We start from the raw sequence: 17,860 nt of genomic DNA on the forward strand, positions 1-17,860 counted from the left end.
CGTCATGCCCCGAGCAACGCAAAAGGCCAGGTCACGGGCTATGTGACCTGGCCTTTTCTCGGAGCCGCCTTCGGGATTCGAACCCGAGACCTACGCATTACGAGTGCGTTGCTCTGGCCAACTGAGCTAAGGCGGCCTGGTGCGCGGCCCAGTCTACACATCGTGGAGGGGTGCTCCGTAACCGGATGATGAGCTGGTCAGGGGTGGGCGGGGCAGCGTGGGGGCGGGTGTGGTGTGGGTCACTTGCAGTGTTTGCCCTTGGGGGGGACGGAGCCGTGGAGGAGGTAGTTGTTGATCGTCTTGTCGATGCAGGTGCTGCCGCGGCCGTAGGCGGTGTGGCCGTCGCCCTCGTAGGTGAGGAGGGTGGCGCTGGAGAGCTGGGCGGCGAGGGCCTTGGCCCAGACGTAGGGGGTGGCCGGGTCGCGGGTGGTGCCGACGACGAGGATCGGGGCGGCGCCCTTGGCCTCGATGCGCTGGGGCGTGCCGGTGGGCTTGACCGGCCAGTACGCGCAGTTCAGGGCGGCCCAGGCGAAGTTTTCGCCGAAGACCGGGGATGCCTTGCGGAAGCTGGGCAGGGCGGCGCGGACCTGGTTGGGGCCGGTGAAGGCCGGGGCGAGGTCGAGGCAGTTGACGGCGGGGTTGGCGTACATCTGGTTGGCGTAGGTGCCGTTCGGGTCGCGCTCGTAGTAGCTGTCGGAGAGCGTGAGCAGCCCGCGGCCGTTGCCGTTCTCGGCCTGGTCTAGGTATTCACGCAGGACCGGCCAGGCGCGCTGGTCGTACATGGCGGCGATGACGCCCGTGGTCGCGAGGGATTCGGTGAGCTTGCGCTCCTCGCCCGTGGCCACCGGATGGGCGTCCAGCTTCTTGAAGAGGGCGGAGAGCTGCCGGCCGGCGTCGTCGACGCTCTTGGTGCCGAGCGGGCAGTCCTCGTGCTTGATGCAGTCCGCGGCGAACGCCCTGAAGGCGGTGTCGAAGCCGGCGGTCTGGTTGAGGTTGACGGTGCGGGAGTCGAGCGCCGGGTTCATCGCGCCGTCCAGGACCATCCGGCCGACGCGGGACGGGTAGAGGCCGGCGTAGGTCGCGCCGAGGAAAGTGCCGTAGGAGGCACCCACGTAGGTGATCTTCTTGTCGCCCAGGACGGCGCGCAGCACGTCCATGTCACGGGCGGCCTCGATGGTGGAGACATGGCGGAGCAGTTGGCCGTCGCGGGCGGCGCAGCCCTTGGCGAAGCTGCGGTAGGCGCTGGTGAGCTTGTTGACCTCGGCCGGTGAGTCCGGGGTCACATCGGTCTGGGTGTAGCGGTCCATCTGCTTGTCGGTCAGGCACTCGACCGGTTCGCTGCGGGCCACGCCGCGGGGGTCCATCGCCACCATGTCGTAGCGCGCGCGGACCGCGGCGGGCTGGGGCGCGTACTGCTGGAGGTACTGGATCGCCGAAGCGCCGGGGCCGCCGGGATTGACCTGGAGGGAGCCGATCTTGCCACCGGGACCGGTGGACTTCTTGCGGGCCACCGCGAGCTTGAGGTCGGTGTCCGCACTGGGCTTGGAGTAGTCGCGGGGCGCCTTCATCGTGGCGCACTCGAAGCCCGCCACCCCACAGGGATGCCAGCTCAGCTTCTGGTCGTAATACGGGCGCAGCGCGGCCGGGGTGGCGGCCGGGAGGGGCGTGAGGGAGGCGGCCTCGGCGGGGCGCTGGGCGCCGGCCGCCGTTCCGCGGCCCGGGGACGCGTCACCGTCGGGGGACGAACTCCCCGAGGAGCAGCCGGAGATCAGCAGAGCGGTGGCCGCGAGGGCGGCGGCAGAGGTGCGGAGCAGGCGGCTGGTGGCCATTGGGCGGTCCCTTGGTCTCGGTCCCTGGAGCATGGGGTGTGGAGTGTGGAGTGCGGTGTCGGTCCTTGGGGTGGGGTGCGATGGAGCCCGTACGTACTGGTGGTGGGGACGTCGTGGTGTGGCGTCGTGTGGCGCGGCGTGGTGTGGCGTGCGGGGTTGGCGGGTGGCGGTGGCGGGTGGTCGGCGGCGCTCTCGCACGGAGAGTATCCGGCCGGGGACGTGGCGTGTGCGGCTCCTGGAGTGAAGGGTCGGAGGGCCGGCGGGGGCGGGGTGGGTGGAGGTCGGACGGCCGGCGGGGACCGGCGCGGTGGATGGAGTCGAACGGCCGGCAGGGGCCGCGCGCTGGGTAGAGGTCGGACGGCCGGCAGGAGCCGGCGCGCTGGGTGGGCGGTCAGCCCGCCCGGAGGGCCACCGTCATCGCCTCGACCGCGAGGAGGGGGGCCACATTGCGGTCCAGGGCCTCCCGGCAGGCGATGACGGCTTCTATCCGGCGGAGGGTGCGTTCGGGGGTCGAGGCGGTGGCGATGCGCTGGACGCTGTCGCGGACCTCGTCGTTGGCGAGGGGTACCGAGGCGCCCATCTGGAGGGCGAGGACGTCGCGGTAGAAGCCGGTGAGATCGACCAGGGCCAGGTCGAGGCTGTCGCGCTGGGTACGGGTCGAGCGGCGCTTCTGCTTGTCCTGGAGTTCCTTCATGGCGCCGGCCGTGCCGCGCGGCAGCCGTCCGTTGGTGCCGGCCGCGGCGCCGAGCGCGGCGCGCAGTTCCTCGGTCTCCTTGGTGTCGACCTCCTCCGCGACCTGCTTGGCGTCCTCCCCCGCGGCGTCGATCAGCTCCTGGGCGGCCTTGAGGCAGCCGCCGATGTCGTCGACGCGGAGCGGGAGTTTGAGTACGGCCGCCCGGCGGGCGCGGGCGCGCTCGTCGGTGGCGAGGCGGCGGGCCCGGCCGATGTGCCCCTGGGTGGCGCGGGCGGCCCGGCCGGCGGCGTCCGGCTCGATGCCGTCCCGCCGGACGAGGACGTCGGCGACCGCGTCGACCGGGGGCGTCCGCAGCGAGAGCAGGCGGCAGCGCGAGCGGATGGTGGGGAGGACGTCCTCCACGGAGGGGGCGCAGAGCAGCCAGACCGTACGGGGCGCGGGCTCCTCGACGGCCTTGAGGAGGACGTTGCCGGCGCCTTCGGTGAGGCGGTCGGCGTCCTCCAGGACGATCACCTGCCAGCGGCCGCCGGACGGGGAGAGCGAGGACCGGCGGACCAGGTCGCGGGTCTCCTTGACGCCGATGGACAGCAGGTCCGTACGGACGATCTCGACATCGGCGTGGGTGCCGATCAGGGCCGTGTGGCAGCCGTCGCAGAAGCCGCAGCCGGGGGCGCCGCCGAGGGCGCGGTCCGGGCTGACGCACTGGAGGGCGGCGGCGAAGGCGCGGGCCGCGGTGGAGCGGCCGGAGCCGGGCGGGCCCGTGAACAGCCAGGCGTGCGTCATCTGGGAGGCGCCGCCGGGGTCAGCGGACGGCGGCTCCGGCTGCGCACCGCGCGCCGACTGCGACCCCGCCTGCTCCGCGGAGACCAGGGCGTCCGCATCGCGCGCGGCCGCGGCCAGCTGCGCCGTCACCCGGTCCTGGCCGACCACGTCGTCCCATACCGCCATCGCTGTCCGCCGTTCCTGTGCCGTTCCGTCCTGCCCGTGCCGCGCGGAGGGCGGGTGTGCCCGGCCCCGCACACCGCGCAGTGCTCCGCGCCCGACCCATTGTGGTGCAACCCACTGACAAACGAATCCGGAAGCCGGCGCCGGACGGCCGGACGACGCCCTCCGGACGCGGAAAACGGCCGTGGCCGCCGCGGGGAAGCTGCGGCCACGGCCGTTCGTACGGGGGCGTCCCGGCCGGCTAGCCGCGCCGTCCCCGGCCGCCGCGCCGGCCGTCCTCGCCCCTGCCGTCGTCCGCGTCCTCGTCCCCGCGCGGGCCCAGCAGCTCGTCGGCGAGCGTGGGCAGATCATCCAGCGGGGTCTCCTCCGCCCATTCGGGGCGGCGGCGGGCGCGCTGCGGGATCTCGACGGGGTGGCCCGTCGCCGGGTCGATCTGCGGGAGTTCGCGGGTGCGCTCGGCGCGCGACTCCGCGGGGACGGACGCCGCGCCGTTCCTCCCGGCCGCCGCCTCCGGCGTCTCCTTGCGGAACATCCACGGCGGCACCCGGTCGGCGGGGTCACCGCTCCGCCCGTGCTCGCCACGTGCCTCGTCGTCCCGAACGGGCGGCAGTACGGCGGTCTCCTCGGCGTCCCGTACGGGCGGCAGCACGGCGGTCTCCTCCGGGTCCGCGCCGGTGTCCAGGCCGTGCCAGGGGTCCTGCGTGTCCCGCACCGGGGGCAGCACCGCCGTCTCGTCCGCCGCACGGGAGCCCGTGTCGCCCGGCGTTCCGGGCCGCGGCAGGGACTCCTCGGTCCGCTCGCCGTCCGAACCGGAACCGGACGCGGAGCCCTCGTCGGACGTGCCTCCCAGCCGCTTCCGCAGGTCCGCGACGTAGGTCTCCGCCGTGGGCGCGTCGGCCGCCTCCGCCGCCTCGGCCGCGGCCTTGGCCTCCGCCGCCGCGGCCGCCTCGGCGGCCGCCTTCCGCGCCTCCTCGGCGCGCACCAGTGCCGCCTCGGCCTTGCGCTGCTTCTCCAGGCGGCGCTCCTCGGCCTCCTTGCGCAGCCGCGCCTCTTCCTCGTGCTGCTTGCGCAGCCGCTCCTGCTCGGCCTGGCGGGCCCGTTCCTCCGCCTCGCGGCGTGCCCGCTCGGCCTCCGCGGCCTGCCGGGCCTCCTCGGCGCGCTTACGGGCCTCCTCGGCCTGGCGGGCCTCCTCGCGCGCCCTGGCCTCCTCGGCCTCGCGGCGCTTGCGCTCTTCCTCCTCGGCGCGCAGCTTGGCCAGCTGCTCCTGGCGCTCGCGCTCCAGGCGCTCCTCCTCCGCCTTGCGCGCCGCTTCCTCCTCGGCCTTGCGGCGGGCCTCTTCCTCGGCGGCCTTACGGGCCTCGGCCTGCGCCTGGAGCTCGGTCTCGGACAGCGGGAGCACCTGGTCGAGGCGGTGCCGTACGACGGTGGTGACGGCTTCCGGTTCCTGGCCGGCGTCGACGACCAGATAGCGCGCGGGGTCGGCGGCGGCCAGTGTGAGGAAGCCGGACCGTACCCGCTCGTGGAAGGCGGCGGGCTCGGACTCCAGCCGGTCCGGTGCCTCGGTGAAGCGTTCCCGCGCGGTCTCCGGGGAGATGTCGAGCAGCACCGTCAGATGCGGCACCAGGCCGTCGGTGGCCCAGCGCGAGATCCGGGCGATCTCCGTGGGGGCGAGATTGCGCCCGGCGCCCTGGTAGGCGACCGAGGAGTCGATGTACCGGTCGGTGATGACGACCGCACCGCGCTCCAGGGCCGGGCGGATGACGCTGTTGACGTGCTCGGCCCGATCGGCGGCGAACATCAGCGCCTCGGCACGGTCCGAGAGCCCGGACGTCGAGACGTCCAGGATGATCGAGCGCAGCCGCTTGCCGATCGCGGTGGCGCCCGGCTCGCGGGTCACCACGACCTCGTGGCCCTTGCCGCGGATCCACTCCGCGAGCGCCTCGACCTGAGTGGACTTCCCGGCGCCGTCGCCGCCTTCCAGGGCGATGAAGAAACCGGTGGGGGCGGGCGCCTGCGCCGGCTCGCCGCCGCGCAGCGCCTCCCACAGATCGCTCCGCAGCGGTACGCCCTGCCGGTCGTCGGCCTTGCCGAGCACCAGCGCGGCGACCGGCAGCAGCAGCGCCCCGGCCAGCATCAGGGTGTAGGCGGCGCCGCCGTACGCGAAGTTGAAGGCACCGTCGCCGAGGTGGTGCGGGCCGATGACGGCCGCCAGAAGCGGCGCGACGATGGCGGCCACGGCGATGGAGAGGCGGACGACGGCGTGCAGATGCTCGGTCGTGCGGGCGGCACGGAATTCCTCGGACTCCTGGTCCAGCAGCACGTGCCCCGTATTGGCGGCGATCCCGGCACTGATGCCGGCCAGCAGGGCGAGCAGGAGCACCGTCGTCTGGTCCGGGACCAGGCCCATCGCCAGCAGCGCGAGGCCGGTGGCGGCCACCGCGAGGGCGAGCAGCCGGCGCCGGGAGAGCGTGGGCAGCACCCGGTGGGCGCCACGGATGCCGACGGCCGTGCCGCCGGTCAGCGCGAGCACCAGCAGCGCGTAGGCGGCCGGGCCGCCGCTCAGGTCGTAGCCGTGCAGGACTGCGAGCGAGACGGCCGCGGCGAGGGCCGCCGCCACCGCGGCGCAGGCGGTCACCAGCAGCGGGATCGCGCCGGTGCGGCCCTTGTCGGCGGCCGGCCGGGCCGGGCCGCCGTCCGCCTTCTCAGCCTGGCCCGGCTGCCCGGCGGCCTTGGGACGGCGCAGCCCCTCCAGGGGGGAGCGCGGCCGCGGCGTCGGCACACCGGGGAACTCGATGAAGTAGAGGATCGATACGGAGGCGGCGAAGAGCCCGGCGGCGACATAGGAGCCGAGCGCGGCCTGGTGCAGCCGGAACCAGTCGATGCCGGTGCCCAGCAGCTTGCTGAGGAGCGTGCCGACCACCAGGACGGCGGCCGCGATCGGCAGCGAGACGAAGGTGGTGCGCAGCGAGAGGCGGCGCAGGGCGTCCATGTTGTCGGGCAGCGGGCGGACCGCGGCGCCCTCGGGGGGCGGGGTGGGCAGCAGCCCGGGTGCGGCGCTCTCCCGTGCGACGGTCCAGAAGCGTTCGGCGACACCGGTGACGAAGACCGTGACCAGCAGCCAGGCCAGTGCGTTGTCCGGCGTCCAGTCGATCCAGAGGGGGGCGATGACCAGCAGCGCGAGCCGCAGCACATCCGCGCCGATCATCGTCCAGCGCCGGTCCAGGGGTCCGGCGGGTGCGGTGAGCGCGGACAGCGGGCCCAGCAGGACGGCTCCGAAGAGCAGCATCGCCAGCATCCGGGCCGCGAAGACCACGGTGACCGCGAGGGCGGCTCCCCGATAACCGCCGCCGAAGGCGGCCTCGCCGCCCAGGGGGACGTACAGCGCCGCCTGTAGGGCGAGCAGTACGAGGACAAGCATGGACAGGGCATCGCCGATGCCCCCGACAAATTGGGCGCTCCACAGTCGCTTCAGTGGGGGGAAGCGGAGCAGGGCTCGCACGGCGCGCTCGCGGGAATCCGCCGCTAGGGCGCCTGAAGTGGGGGTCACGACCGTTGGCTGCTCGGCACGCGTCATCTCGCCAGCCTATCGATACGGTGCGGCGCGTCGAGCGCCTGCCCGAACAAATGGGCGGGCACGACGGAACGTGTCCGTCTTGCCCGCCCTTGTCCTGCGGTTTCGCCGGCCGGCACCGGCCGGCAAAAGCCTCAGTCCTCGGCCGACACCGCCGTCTTCTTTGCCGCCGCCGTCTTCGCGGTGGCCTTCTTGGCGGTCGTCTTCTTCGCCGCGGTCGTCTTCTTCGCCGCGGTCTTCTTGGCGGCCGTCTTCTTCGCGGCGGTCTTCTTCGCCGCCGTCTTCTTGGCCGGCGCCTTCTTGGCCGCCTTCTTCGCGGTCTTCTTCGCCGGCCCCTTGGCGCGCTTCTCCGCGAGCAGCTCGTAGCCCCGCTCGGCGGTGATCGTCTCGACGTCGTCGTCCCGCCGCAGCGTCGCGTTGGTCTCGCCGTCGGTGACATACGCACCGAAGCGGCCGTCCTTGACCACCACCGGCTTACCGCTCACCGGGTCCGTACCCAGCTCCTTCAGCGGCGGCTTGGCGGCGGCCCGCCCGCGCTGCTTGGGCTGGGCGTAGATCGCCAGCGCCTCCTCGACGGTGATCGAGAAGAGCTGCTCCTCGGTCTCCAGGGAGCGCGAGTCGGTGCCCTTCTTCAGATACGGGCCGTAGCGGCCGTTCTGCGCGGTGATCTCCACGCCCTCGGGGTCGGTGCCGACGACGCGCGGCAGCGACATCAGCTTGAGCGCGTCCTCCAGCGTCACCGTGTCCAGGGCCATCGACTTGAAGAGCGAGGCGGTGCGCGGCTTGACCGCGTTCTTGCCGGTCTTCGGGGTGCCCTCGGGCAGGATCTCGGTGACGTACGGGCCGTAGCGGCCGTCCTTGGCGACGATCTGGTGGCCGGACTCCGGGTCCATGCCCAGCTCGAAGTCGCCGCTCGGCTTGGCGAGCAGCTCCTCCGCGTACTCCACGGTCAGCTCGTCGGGCGCCAGGTCGTCGGGGACGTCGGCGCGCTGGTGGCCCTCGGCGTCCTTCTCGCCGCGCTCCACATACGGGCCGTAGCGGCCGACCCGCAGCTTGATGTCGTCGCTGACCGGGAAGGACGAGATCTCCCGGGCGTCGATCGCGCCCAAGTCCTCGACCAGCTCCTTGAGCCCGCCGAGGTGGTCGCCGTCGCCGTTGCCGGCGTCCGCGGCACCGCCCTCACCGTGGCCCTCGCCGAAGTAGAAGCGCCGCAGCCACGGCACGGACTGCGCCTCACCACGGGCGATGCGGTCGAGGTCGTCCTCCATCTTGGCGGTGAAGCTGTAGTCGACCAGCCGGCCGAAGTGCTTCTCCAGGAGGTTGACCACCGCGAAGGACAGGAAGGAGGGGACGAGCGCGGTGCCCTTCTTGAAGACATAGCCGCGGTCGAGGATCGTGCCGATGATCGACGCATAGGTCGACGGGCGGCCGATCTCCCGCTCTTCCAGCTCCTTGACCAGCGTGGCCTCGGTGTAGCGGGCGGGCGGCTTGGTGGCGTGCCCGTCGGCGGTGATCTCCTGCGCGGCCAGCGCATCGCCCTCGGCGACCTGCGGCAGCCGGCGCTCGCGGTCGTCGAGCTCGGCGTTGGGGTCGTCGGCGCCCTCCACGTATGCCTTCAGGAAGCCGTGGAAGGTGATGGTCTTGCCGGACGCGCTGAACTCGGCGTCCCGGCCGTCGGCGGCCCGGCCACCGATCTTGACCGTGACGGAGTTACCGGTCGCGTCCTTCATCTGGGAGGCGACGGTCCGCTTCCAGATCAGCTCGTAGAGCTTGAACTGGTCGCCGGTCAGCCCCGTCTCTGCCGGGGTGCGGAAGCGGTCGCCGGACGGGCGGATCGCCTCGTGCGCCTCCTGGGCGTTCTTGACCTTGCCGGCGTAGGTGCGCGGCTTGTCCGGCAGGTAGTTCGCGCCGTACAGATGCGTCACCTGCGCCCGGGCCGCGGCGACCGCGGTGTCCGAGAGCGTGGTGGAGTCCGTACGCATATAGGTGATGAAGCCGTTCTCGTACAGCTTCTGCGCCACCTGCATCGTGGACTTCGCGCCGAAGCCGAGCTTGCGGCTGGCCTCCTGCTGGAGGGTGGTCGTCCGGAACGGGGCGTACGGCGAGCGGCGGTAGGGCTTGGACTCGACCGAGCGCACCGCGAAGTCGGTGTTCTCCAGGGCGGCGGCGAGCGCGCGGGCGTTCGCCTCGTCCAGATGGAGCACGCCCTCCCGTCGCCCACCACCGCCCTTGCCGGAAGTCGCTTCGCTCCCCTCGTGATTCTTGAGCTGCCCGTTGGGACCGAAGTCACGGCCCTGGGCGATACGGCGGCCGTCGACGGTGTTCAGCCGGGCGGTCAGCGTCGAGGGGTCGCTGGCGTCCCCGGCCCGGCCGGTGGCGAAGGTGCCGGTCAGGTCCCAGTACTCGGCGGAGCGGAAGGCGATGCGCTCGCGCTCCCGCTCGACGACGAGACGGGTCGCGACGGACTGCACCCGGCCGGCCGACAGCCGGGGCATGACCTTCTTCCACAGGACCGGCGAGACCTCGTAGCCGTAGAGGCGGTCGAGGATCCGGCGGGTCTCCTGGGCGTCGACCAGCTTCTGGTTCAGATCGCGCGGATTGGCCACGGCCTCGCGGATCGCGTCCTTGGTGATCTCGTGGAAGACCATCCGGTGGACGGGGACCTTGGGCTTGAGGATCTCCTGGAGGTGCCAGGCGATGGCCTCGCCCTCGCGGTCCTCATCTGTGGCGAGGTAGAGCTCGTCGGACTCGGCCAGCAGCTCCTTGAGCTTCTTGACCTGGTCCTTTTTGTCACTGTTGACGACGTAGATCGGCTGGAACTCGGCGTCGACATTCACTCCGAGACGGGCCCAGGGCTCGCCCTTGTACTTCGCCGGGACCTCTGCGGCGCCGTTCGGCAGGTCGCGGATGTGTCCGACGCTGGCCTCGACCACGTAGCCAGGGCCGAGGTAGCCCTTGATCGTCTTCGCCTTGGCAGGCGACTCGACGATGACGAGTCGGCGGCGGCCGCCGTCTGTGGTCTCGCTGGTCGGGGACAACTTCGCTCTTCTCTCCGGTCGACGCTGGGACTGCTCCCCGGCCGGACGCCGGGACGCACTGCGGTGACGCTTGACGCTGCGGAGTGTGACGGTACCTCCCGGCCCCGTGTCAAACGGAAAAACCCCGCAACGCCACTCGAACGGTAACCCGACTACATGCCTTCATGCCGCCCGGACCGCATCAGGCGCCCGTCACGGGCCCCGGGGGCGGTCCCATGGATCATGACGGGGCCGTCCTGCTCCCCGGTGTCCACGCCGGCCGTTCCCCGCGCGCCGCAGCGCGGCACCTCCGGTGATTCCGCACAGTGACGGTTCATCGCTCGCCCGGGGCCGCACACCGCACCGTCCGCCGGCCGGCGACTGTCACAAGGCGGCGCCGGATGCCGTCATTGCCTTGATACAGCACGTGACCGGGCTGGCAGGATGGACACGGCACGGCTCGCCGTTCGAGCCGGGTACTGCCGTCATCACGCACACTCGGGGGGATCACCACCCATGGCCAACCAGCACCCCGGACCGCCTCCGGAACAGCCGCCCGGCCAGCCCGGTCAGAACCCGTACGCCACGCCGGAGAGCGGTCGGCCCGCCGACCCCGGTTACGGCTATCCGCAGGGCGGCCGCCCAGGGGAGCCCGGATACGGCTACCCCCAGCCGCCCGCGCCGCCGCAGCCACAGCCCGGTTACGGCTATCCGCAGGACGCCGCCCAGCCGGCGCCCGGCGGCTTCCAGCCCGGGGCCCAGCCGGGCGGGATGGCGCTGTCGCTCGGCGATATCGCGGTGACCGGCGACACGGTCATGACGCCGGCCGGGCCGATGCCGCTCCGGGGCGCGGTGTGGACGGCAACGGATATGTCGCGGACGGAGGAGAAGATTCCGGCGCATGCGGTCGTCCTCGCCATCGTCTTCTTCCTCTTCTGCCTGCTCGGGCTGCTCTTCCTCCTGATGAAGGAGCGGGTGACGACCGGGTTCGTGCAGGTCACGGTGAACAGCGGCGGCCGGCACCACTCCACGATGATCCCGGTGCAGTCCCGCGAGCAGGTGATGTTCGTGCTCAACCAGGTCAACTACGCCCGTTCGCTGAGCGTGTGAGCACCGAGGAGTCCTGGGGCCCCGCCGAACCCGTGGGCCCCTCCGGGACGGCGGTCCGGACGCGCACCCTCCGCCGGGCGACGGTCGTGCTCGGCGTCGGCGCGGCGGCCGCCGTCTATCTCTGGCACACCGATCCGCACCAGCCGGGGCAGCTGCTGATCCCCTGCCCCTTCAAATGGGCCACCGGGCTGCTGTGCCCGCTGTGCGGCGGGACCCGGATGGCGTACGACCTGATGCACGGCGAGGTCGTGACGGCCTTCCACGACAACGCCGTGCTGCTCACGCTGGGCGGGCCGGTGGTGGCGTACGCCGTCGGACGCTGGCTGGTCGCCGGCCTCCGCGGCCGGGTGTACCGCCCGCGGCTGTCGGGCCGCGGCAACGCCGTGCTGCTCGGCGTCGCCGCGGTGTGGATGCTCGCCCGCAATCTCGTCGGCTGAGGGCTCGTAGACGACACGCCACGGGGCGGCCTGACGGTCCGGCCGCGGTCCGGACCGTCCGGCGTCCGTGCGTCGTGTCAGGGCGTCAGCACCTCGACGCGTCCGCGCCGCAGCGCCTCAGCGCACGGTGACCGTGACCACCGGCGAGACGGTGCTGCCGGTGGCCATGCGGAGCTGGTTGGCGCCCTTGATGCCGAGCTTGACCCGCACCGCGTACGCACCGCTGGAGTTGACCGGCGTCTGCGCGGGCAGCGAGACCCACTTCGTGCCCTGCTTCTGCTGGACGGTGAGCTTGGTGCCGGCCTTGATGCCCTTGGCGACGCCGGTGATCCGGAACTGCTCCCATGCCTTGACGGTGGTCACACTGGCCTTGGCCGTCAGGCTGGCGGCGGCCGGAGCGGTGGCCACGGTCGGCGCGGGCGTGTGCAGATCCTGCGGTGCGGCGAAGGCCGCGGCGGAGCCGCCGGCCAGCAGGGAGACGGCGATGACGCCGACGGTGGCGTAGCGGAGTGCACGGTTCATTGGGTTCCTCCCCGAGGGGCCGGCCCATGGGCCGGCCGGCCTGTTGGTGACCTTCACTGAGGGAGATGCCCTGATGGCACCGAAAAGTTCCCGCGTACCGGCACACACCGGCCATTTATGACAGAACTGGCCGGAAGTGAACGGAACGCCTTCCGACGGCAGTTGAGGACGGCGTCCCGTTACGAGGGGGCCGAACCGGCGGGCAGCGGGACGACGGGGCGACGCGGGCGGCTACAACGCCATCAGCAGCCAGCAGCCGGTGGCCAGGAACACCACCCCGGACAGCAGCGCCGTCACCGTGGCGACCGGACGGCTGACACCGTCGGCGACCGGGGAGCCGGTCCGCGCGCATACGCCCGTCCACACCAGAAGTCCGGCGCCGAACAGCGCGAACGCCACACCGGCGAATGCCTCGGGTCCACTCTCCATGCGCGCAGCGTGGCACCCCGGGGCGGCATCCCGGCGAACGCCGGATGAACGACGCCGGTATGTCGCCCGCCGCTCCCCCGTCCGCATCAGCCGCCCGTATCAGCCGCCCGTATCAGCCGTCCACGTCAGCCGCCCACGGCCACCGGCTCCAGGAACCCCTGCTCGACCAGCATCCGGATCGAGGCCGGGGTACGGTCCCGCAGCAGGACCGGGTCCTCGCCGACGAGTTGGGCGATGGCGTCCAGGATCCGCCCGGCGGGCAGGGTGCCGTCACACACCCCGGCGAAGCCCGCGCCGACCGTGTCCACCTTCGTGGCGCGCCGCATACCGCGGTTCTGACGCAGCACCACATGCTCCGGGTCCTCCGCCCCGGGCAGCCCGACCTGCTCCTGGACCACCTCGTCGGCGAGCTTGAAGTGGCCCGCCAGCAGCGCCGCGTCGTCCGTGGTCCGCAGATAGTCCTGGCGGTCGAAGTGCGCCACGATCGCCTCCCCCAGCGGCTGCTCGACCGGATGCGGCCATTCCTCGACGGTGACGGAGGAGGTCTCCGAACCGGACTTGCGCAGCGTGATCCAGCCGAAGCCGATGGCCTTGGTCCCGCGCGCCTCGAACTCGTCGAGCCAGGCGTCGTAGCGCGCGGCATATGCCTCGTCGCCCGCCCGGTGGTCGCCCGCGTCGCGCAGCCACAGCTCGGCGTACTGGGTGACGTCCTGCACCTCGCGCTGCACGATCCAGGCGTCACAGCCACGCGGCACCCAGGACCGCAGCCGGTCCTGCCACTCCTCGCCCGCCACATGCTGCCAATTGGCCAGCAGCTGGCAGTAGCCGCCGTCGTTGAGATACGCGGCGGACTGCTGGACCAGCGTCCGGCAGAGGTCGTCGCCGCCCATGCCGCCGTCCCGGTAGGTGAGGCGGGCGCCCGGGGAGATCACGAACGGCGGGTTGGACACGATCAGGTCGTACGTCTCGTCACCGACCGGCTCGAACAGCGAGCCCTCCCGCAGGTCCGCCGTCTCCGCCCCGGAGAGCGCGAGCGTCAGCGCGGCGATCCGCAGCGCCCGGGGGTTGAGGTCGGTGGCCGTGACGCGAGTGGCGTGCTGGGCGGCGTGCAGCGCCTGGATGCCGGAGCCGGTGCCGAGGTCGAGCGCCCTGCCGGCCGGGCGGCGCACGGTGATCCCGGCCAGGGTCGTGGACGCCCCGCCGACGCCGAGCACCAGCTCCGCACGGTCCGCCTCCCCGACGCCCCCGATACCGCCGGCCCCGCCGACCGCACAGCCCAGGTCGGAGACGATCCACCAGTCCTGCCCCTCGGGGCCACCGTACGGCCGCACGTCCACACTGGCGCGCAGCTCGTCGCCGTCCTGCACCAGCCAGCCGTCGGCGAGGCAGTCCGCGACCGGCAGCGCGGCCTGCGCGCGCCGCCGCTCCACCGGGCGCTGGAGCAGGAACAGCCGCACCAGGGTCTCCAGCGGGCTGTCACCGCGCGTCGCCCGCAGGGCGGGGACGGTCTCGCTGCGCGCCAGCGCGGCATAGGCGGGCGCGCCGAGCAGCTCCAGCAGCCCGTCGGCGGTGAAGGCGGCGGCCAGCAGCGCCTCGCGCAGCCGGGCGGTACGGGCGTTGCTCTCGGGGTCCTGGGCATCTGCGGTGGGGAGGTGCGTACTCACGCCCACCATTGTCGGCCCTGCCACTGACAAACGGCGACGGCCCGGCGCCACGCCCGCTCCGGGCGCGTCGCCGGGCCGTCGGAGCCGTTGCCGGTCCGCGACCACCGCGGCTTCCCGGCCCGTCCGACTCCCGTGGCCGCTACGACTTCTTGGACTGCGTCGGCGCCGGGGAACCGGACGCGGCGGGGTTCTGACAGCCCTTCTGGGCGGCCATCGCCGTGCCGACCTCACCGGCCTCCAGGTTCTTGAAGGCGGCCTCGCTCTGCTTGTTGAGCTTGTTGATGCCGTTGGACAGGTCGCGCAGACCGTCCGCGAACTTCAGCTTGTCCGAGGTGTCGAGGCTGTCGACCTGCTTCTGGAGGTCCGCGTATCCCTTGGAGAGCGAGTTGAGCTCCTTGACGGCGTTCTGCTGTGCCTGCTTGCCCTGTTCGGTCGGCGGGGGCCCGGCCTTCTCCAGCGACTTGGCCAGCGAGGCGTAGGCGCCGGAAATCTTCTGGAAGGCGGCAGAGTCGGTCTGCTGGACCTTCTTGGAGTCGGTGCTGCCGTTGTCGGCCGTCTGCATGGCGCCGTTGGCGTCCTGGATCTTCTTGAACTGGGCCTGCGCAGGGTCGCAGAAACTCTTCGCCCAGTCATTGAGCTTCTTGTTGCTGTCGTCGCTGCAACCGGTCAGCGCGAGCACCAGTGCGGCACCGCCGGACAGCGCACCCACAAGCTTCTTGTTCACCGGATTGGTCCCTTCCATGGCTCTCGGCCCCGGAACATACACGCCGAAACGGCCCGGCCCACCGGTCGGGCATCCCGCCCTGCCCTCATTGCAGCCATTTGCACCAAGGACCGCAGGGCCACCCGGGCAAGCGGAAGGCGGGTGGCCGGCGTCCGCAAAATACGCCGTCCACCCGCCCAGTTGAGCGGCCCGCGCGCCCTGTTGGTGCTCCTCGGCGGCTAGGACGCCACCGCCGTCTTGGCCGACTTGGCGATGCTTTCCGGATCTTCGGAGTTGTCTTCGTCACCCACGGCGATTCCGCGCCGCTTGGAGACGTAGACCGCGCCGACGATGACGGCGATCGCCAGCAGCGCGACCACCAGCCGGACGCCCGTGCTCTTGTCCTGGCCGTAGGAGAACTTGACCACCGCGGGGGCGATCAGCAGCGCCACCAGGTTCATGACCTTCAGCAGCGGGTTGATGGCCGGACCCGCGGTGTCCTTGAACGGGTCGCCGACCGTGTCACCGATGACCGTCGCGGCATGTGCCTCGCTGCCCTTGCCGCCGTGGTGCCCGTCCTCGACCAGCTTCTTGGCGTTGTCCCACGCGCCACCGGAGTTGGCGAGAAAGACCGCCATCAGCGTGCCGGTGCCGATCGCACCCGCCAGGAACGAGCCGAGCGCGCCGACGCCGAGCGAGAAGCCGACCGCGATCGGGGTGAGCACGGCCAGCAGCCCGGGAGTGGCCAGCTCACGCAGCGCGTCCTTGGTGCAGATGTCCACGACCCGCCCGTACTCGGGCTTCTCGCTGTAGTCCATGATCCCGGGGTGCTCCCGGAACTGCCGGCGCACCTCGAAGACCACCGCTCCCGCAGAGCGCGACACCGCGTTGATCGCCAGCCCGGAGAACAGGAAGACGACCGAGGCGCCGAGGACCAGCCCGACGAGGTTGTTGGGCTGCGAGATGTCCAGGCTGAGCCCCATGCCGGTGGCGGCGCTGCCGACGCCCCGTACGGCGGTGGCGATCGCGTCCCTGTACGAGCCGAAGAGCGCGGCCGCGGCCAGTACGGCCGTCGCGATGGCGATGCCCTTGGTGATGGCCTTGGTCGTGTTGCCGACCGCGTCCAGGTCGGTCAGCACCTGCGCGCCGTCACCGGTGACATCCCCGGACATCTCGGCGATGCCCTGCGCGTTGTCGGAGACCGGGCCGAAGGTGTCCATCGCCACGATCACGCCGACAGTGGTCAGCAGGCCGGTGCCGGCCAGCGCCACCGCGAACAGCGCCAGCATGATGGAGGCGCCGCCCAGCAGGAACGCTCCGTAGACGGCCAGGCCGATCAGCACCGCCGAGTAGACGGCCGACTCCAGGCCGATCGAGATACCGGAGAGGACGACCGTGGCCGGGCCGGTCAGCGAGGTCTTCCCGATGTCCCGTACGGGGCGCCGGGTGGTCTCGGTGAAGTAGCCGGTCAGCTGCTGGATCAGCGCGGCCAGCACGATGCCGATGGCGACCGCCACCAGCGCCAGCATCCGCGGGTCGCCGCTGGTGCTCAGGATCTCGACGTCGGTGACGCCCTTCAGGCCCTGGTAGCTGGACGGCAGGTAGGTGAACACCGCGGCGGCCACCAGGACCAGCGAGATGCCCGCGGAGATGAAGAAGCCGCGGTTGATGGCCGTCATGCCGCTGCGGTCACTGCGCCGGGGCGCGACCACGAAGATGCCGATCATCGCGGTGAGCACACCGATGGCCGGGACCAGCAGCGGGAAGGCGAGCCCGGCGTCGCCGAAGGCCGCCATACCCAGGATGAGCGCGGCGACCAGGGTCACCGCGTACGACTCGAAGAGGTCGGCGGCCATACCGGCGCAGTCACCGACGTTGTCGCCCACGTTGTCCGCGATGGTCGCGGCGTTGCGCGGGTCGTCCTCGGGGATGCCCTGCTCGACCTTCCCGACGAGGTCGGCGCCGACGTCCGCGGCCTTGGTGAAGATGCCGCCGCCGACCCTCATGAACATCGCAATCAGCGCGGCGCCGAGACCGAAGCCCTCCAGCACCTTGGGCGCGTCGACCGCGTACACGAGCACCACGCAGGAGGCACCGAGCAGGCCCAGCCCCACGGTGAACATTCCGACGACGCCACCGGTACGGAAAGCGATCTTCATCGCCTTGTGCGAGACGGCCGTAAGATCCTTTTCCTGGTTTTCACCCTCGGCCGGAGTGGCTTCCCGGGCGGCCGCCGCGACACGCACATTGCTGCGTACGGCGAGCCACATGCCGATATAGCCGGTGGCCGCCGAGAATCCGGCGCCGATCAAGAAGAAGGCGCTGCGTCCGGCGCGCTGCGTCCAATTGTCCGCAGGCAGCAGCATGAGCAGGAAGAACACCACGACGGCGAATACACCGAGGGTCCGCAACTGCCGGGCCAGGTAGGCATTTGCGCCTTCCTGCACGGCCGCCGCGATCTTCTTCATACTGTCGGTTCCCTCACCGGCCGCGAGCACTTGGCGGACCAGCACCGCCGCGACAGCCAGCGCCGCCAGGGCGACCACGGCGATCACCAGCACGATGCCGCGGTTGCCCGCCGTAAGTGACGGCCCGGCCAGAAAAGTGGGGGTGTCAAGCAACTGAGGGGTGTAAGGCCCCGCCATTCGTCCTCCTTGACGTTTGGCACATGGGCGCGCGGAAGCACGCTCAGGCGTCCTGAGCAAGATGTGGACGGATTGTAGGGAGCCGCGGTTGATCAAAACAGTACGCGTCAAAGGGAATTCGCCGGTAGCGGCGAAGATCAAAAGGCCGACGCGGTACGGAATTCGCCCGGACGAAGGAAAGCCGCGAATTCGCTGACCACTGCCCGATGATCTCTCTGTCGTACTGATCGCCCATGGGTCGCCCACTGATCGCCGCTGCTCAAGGACGCGGCTTCGGCGACTGGGCCGATTGAG

At 71.8% G+C, this 17,860-nt stretch carries 11 protein-coding genes and 1 tRNA gene; 2 read left to right on the forward strand and 10 right to left on the reverse strand.

From position 1 onward, the window contains the following. Positions 1-62: 62 nt before the first annotated feature. From ACFWJW_RS14595 to topA, 5 genes are all read right to left on the reverse strand, one after another. Positions 63-136 (reverse strand) — tRNA-Thr (locus tag ACFWJW_RS14595). Between the two features lie 103 nt (positions 137-239). Continuing rightward, complete coding sequence (locus tag ACFWJW_RS14600; protein ID WP_387239882.1) at positions 240-1,829, reverse strand: alpha/beta hydrolase; 1,590 nt, start codon at positions 1,827-1,829, stop codon at positions 240-242. Positions 1,830-2,220: 391 nt separating this feature from the next. Next, positions 2,221-3,471, reverse strand: coding sequence for a DNA polymerase III subunit delta' (locus ACFWJW_RS14605; RefSeq protein ID WP_387239885.1), 1,251 nt, complete (start codon positions 3,469-3,471; stop codon positions 2,221-2,223). A 238-nt stretch (positions 3,472-3,709) separates the two neighbouring features. Then, positions 3,710-7,042 (reverse strand): dTMP kinase, encoded by a 3,333-nt coding sequence (gene tmk / locus ACFWJW_RS14610; protein WP_387239888.1) that lies wholly within the window; start codon positions 7,040-7,042, stop codon positions 3,710-3,712. Positions 7,043-7,173: 131 nt separating this feature from the next. Continuing rightward, a complete protein-coding gene (gene topA, locus ACFWJW_RS14615; protein ID WP_387239891.1) occupies positions 7,174-10,077 on the reverse strand; it encodes a type I DNA topoisomerase in 2,904 nt (967 codons plus the stop codon). Positions 10,078-10,572: 495 nt separating this feature from the next. On the opposite strand from topA, the gene ACFWJW_RS14620 reads away from it, so the two are divergent. Continuing rightward, positions 10,573-11,166 carry a hypothetical protein gene (locus ACFWJW_RS14620; RefSeq protein WP_387239894.1) on the forward strand — a complete coding sequence of 198 codons (594 nt, stop codon included), beginning with the start codon at positions 10,573-10,575 and terminating at the stop codon, positions 11,164-11,166. Then, on the forward strand, positions 11,163-11,603 hold the full coding sequence (locus ACFWJW_RS14625) for a DUF2752 domain-containing protein (protein ID WP_387239897.1): 441 nt from the start codon (positions 11,163-11,165) through the stop codon (positions 11,601-11,603). The genes ACFWJW_RS14620 and ACFWJW_RS14625 overlap by 4 nt, the downstream gene beginning before the upstream one ends. Positions 11,604-11,720: 117 nt before the next feature. Here the strand turns inward: ACFWJW_RS14625 and ACFWJW_RS14630 are convergent, their stop codons facing one another. From ACFWJW_RS14630 to ACFWJW_RS14650, 5 genes are all read right to left on the reverse strand, one after another. Further along, positions 11,721-12,125: a hypothetical protein gene (locus ACFWJW_RS14630; RefSeq protein WP_387239901.1), complete on the reverse strand. Its 405-nt coding sequence runs from the start codon at positions 12,123-12,125 to the stop codon at positions 11,721-11,723. 231 nt (positions 12,126-12,356) lie between these two features. Further along, complete coding sequence (locus ACFWJW_RS14635; RefSeq protein WP_386681963.1) at positions 12,357-12,554, reverse strand: hypothetical protein; 198 nt, start codon at positions 12,552-12,554, stop codon at positions 12,357-12,359. 125 nt (positions 12,555-12,679) lie between these two features. Further along, positions 12,680-14,218, reverse strand: coding sequence for a methyltransferase (locus tag ACFWJW_RS14640; RefSeq protein ID WP_387239904.1), 1,539 nt, complete (start codon positions 14,216-14,218; stop codon positions 12,680-12,682). Between the two features lie 139 nt (positions 14,219-14,357). After that, on the reverse strand, positions 14,358-14,942 hold the full coding sequence (locus ACFWJW_RS14645) for a small secreted protein (RefSeq protein WP_387239907.1): 585 nt from the start codon (positions 14,940-14,942) through the stop codon (positions 14,358-14,360). A 218-nt stretch (positions 14,943-15,160) separates the two neighbouring features. Then, a complete protein-coding gene (locus ACFWJW_RS14650) occupies positions 15,161-17,566 on the reverse strand; it encodes a sodium-translocating pyrophosphatase (protein ID WP_387239910.1) in 2,406 nt (801 codons plus the stop codon). Positions 17,567-17,860: the final 294 nt, after the last annotated feature.

The organism is Streptomyces sp. NPDC127097 (assembly GCF_042724075.1).
Lineage (GTDB): Bacteria > Actinomycetota > Actinomycetes > Streptomycetales > Streptomycetaceae > Streptomyces.

Coding starts and splice junctions, on each gene's coding strand:
- ACFWJW_RS14600 (WP_387239882.1), bottom strand. CDS start 1,829: ATGGCCACCAGCCGCCTGCTCCGCACCTCTGCCGCCGCCCTCGCGGCC.
- ACFWJW_RS14605 (WP_387239885.1), bottom strand. CDS start 3,471: ATGGCGGTATGGGACGACGTGGTCGGCCAGGACCGGGTGACGGCGCAG.
- tmk (WP_387239888.1), bottom strand. CDS start 7,042: ATGACGCGTGCCGAGCAGCCAACGGTCGTGACCCCCACTTCAGGCGCC.
- ACFWJW_RS14620 (WP_387239894.1), top strand. CDS start 10,573: ATGGCCAACCAGCACCCCGGACCGCCTCCGGAACAGCCGCCCGGCCAG.
- ACFWJW_RS14630 (WP_387239901.1), bottom strand. CDS start 12,125: ATGAACCGTGCACTCCGCTACGCCACCGTCGGCGTCATCGCCGTCTCC.
- ACFWJW_RS14635 (WP_386681963.1), bottom strand. CDS start 12,554: ATGGAGAGTGGACCCGAGGCATTCGCCGGTGTGGCGTTCGCGCTGTTC.
- ACFWJW_RS14650 (WP_387239910.1), bottom strand. CDS start 17,566: ATGGCGGGGCCTTACACCCCTCAGTTGCTTGACACCCCCACTTTTCTG.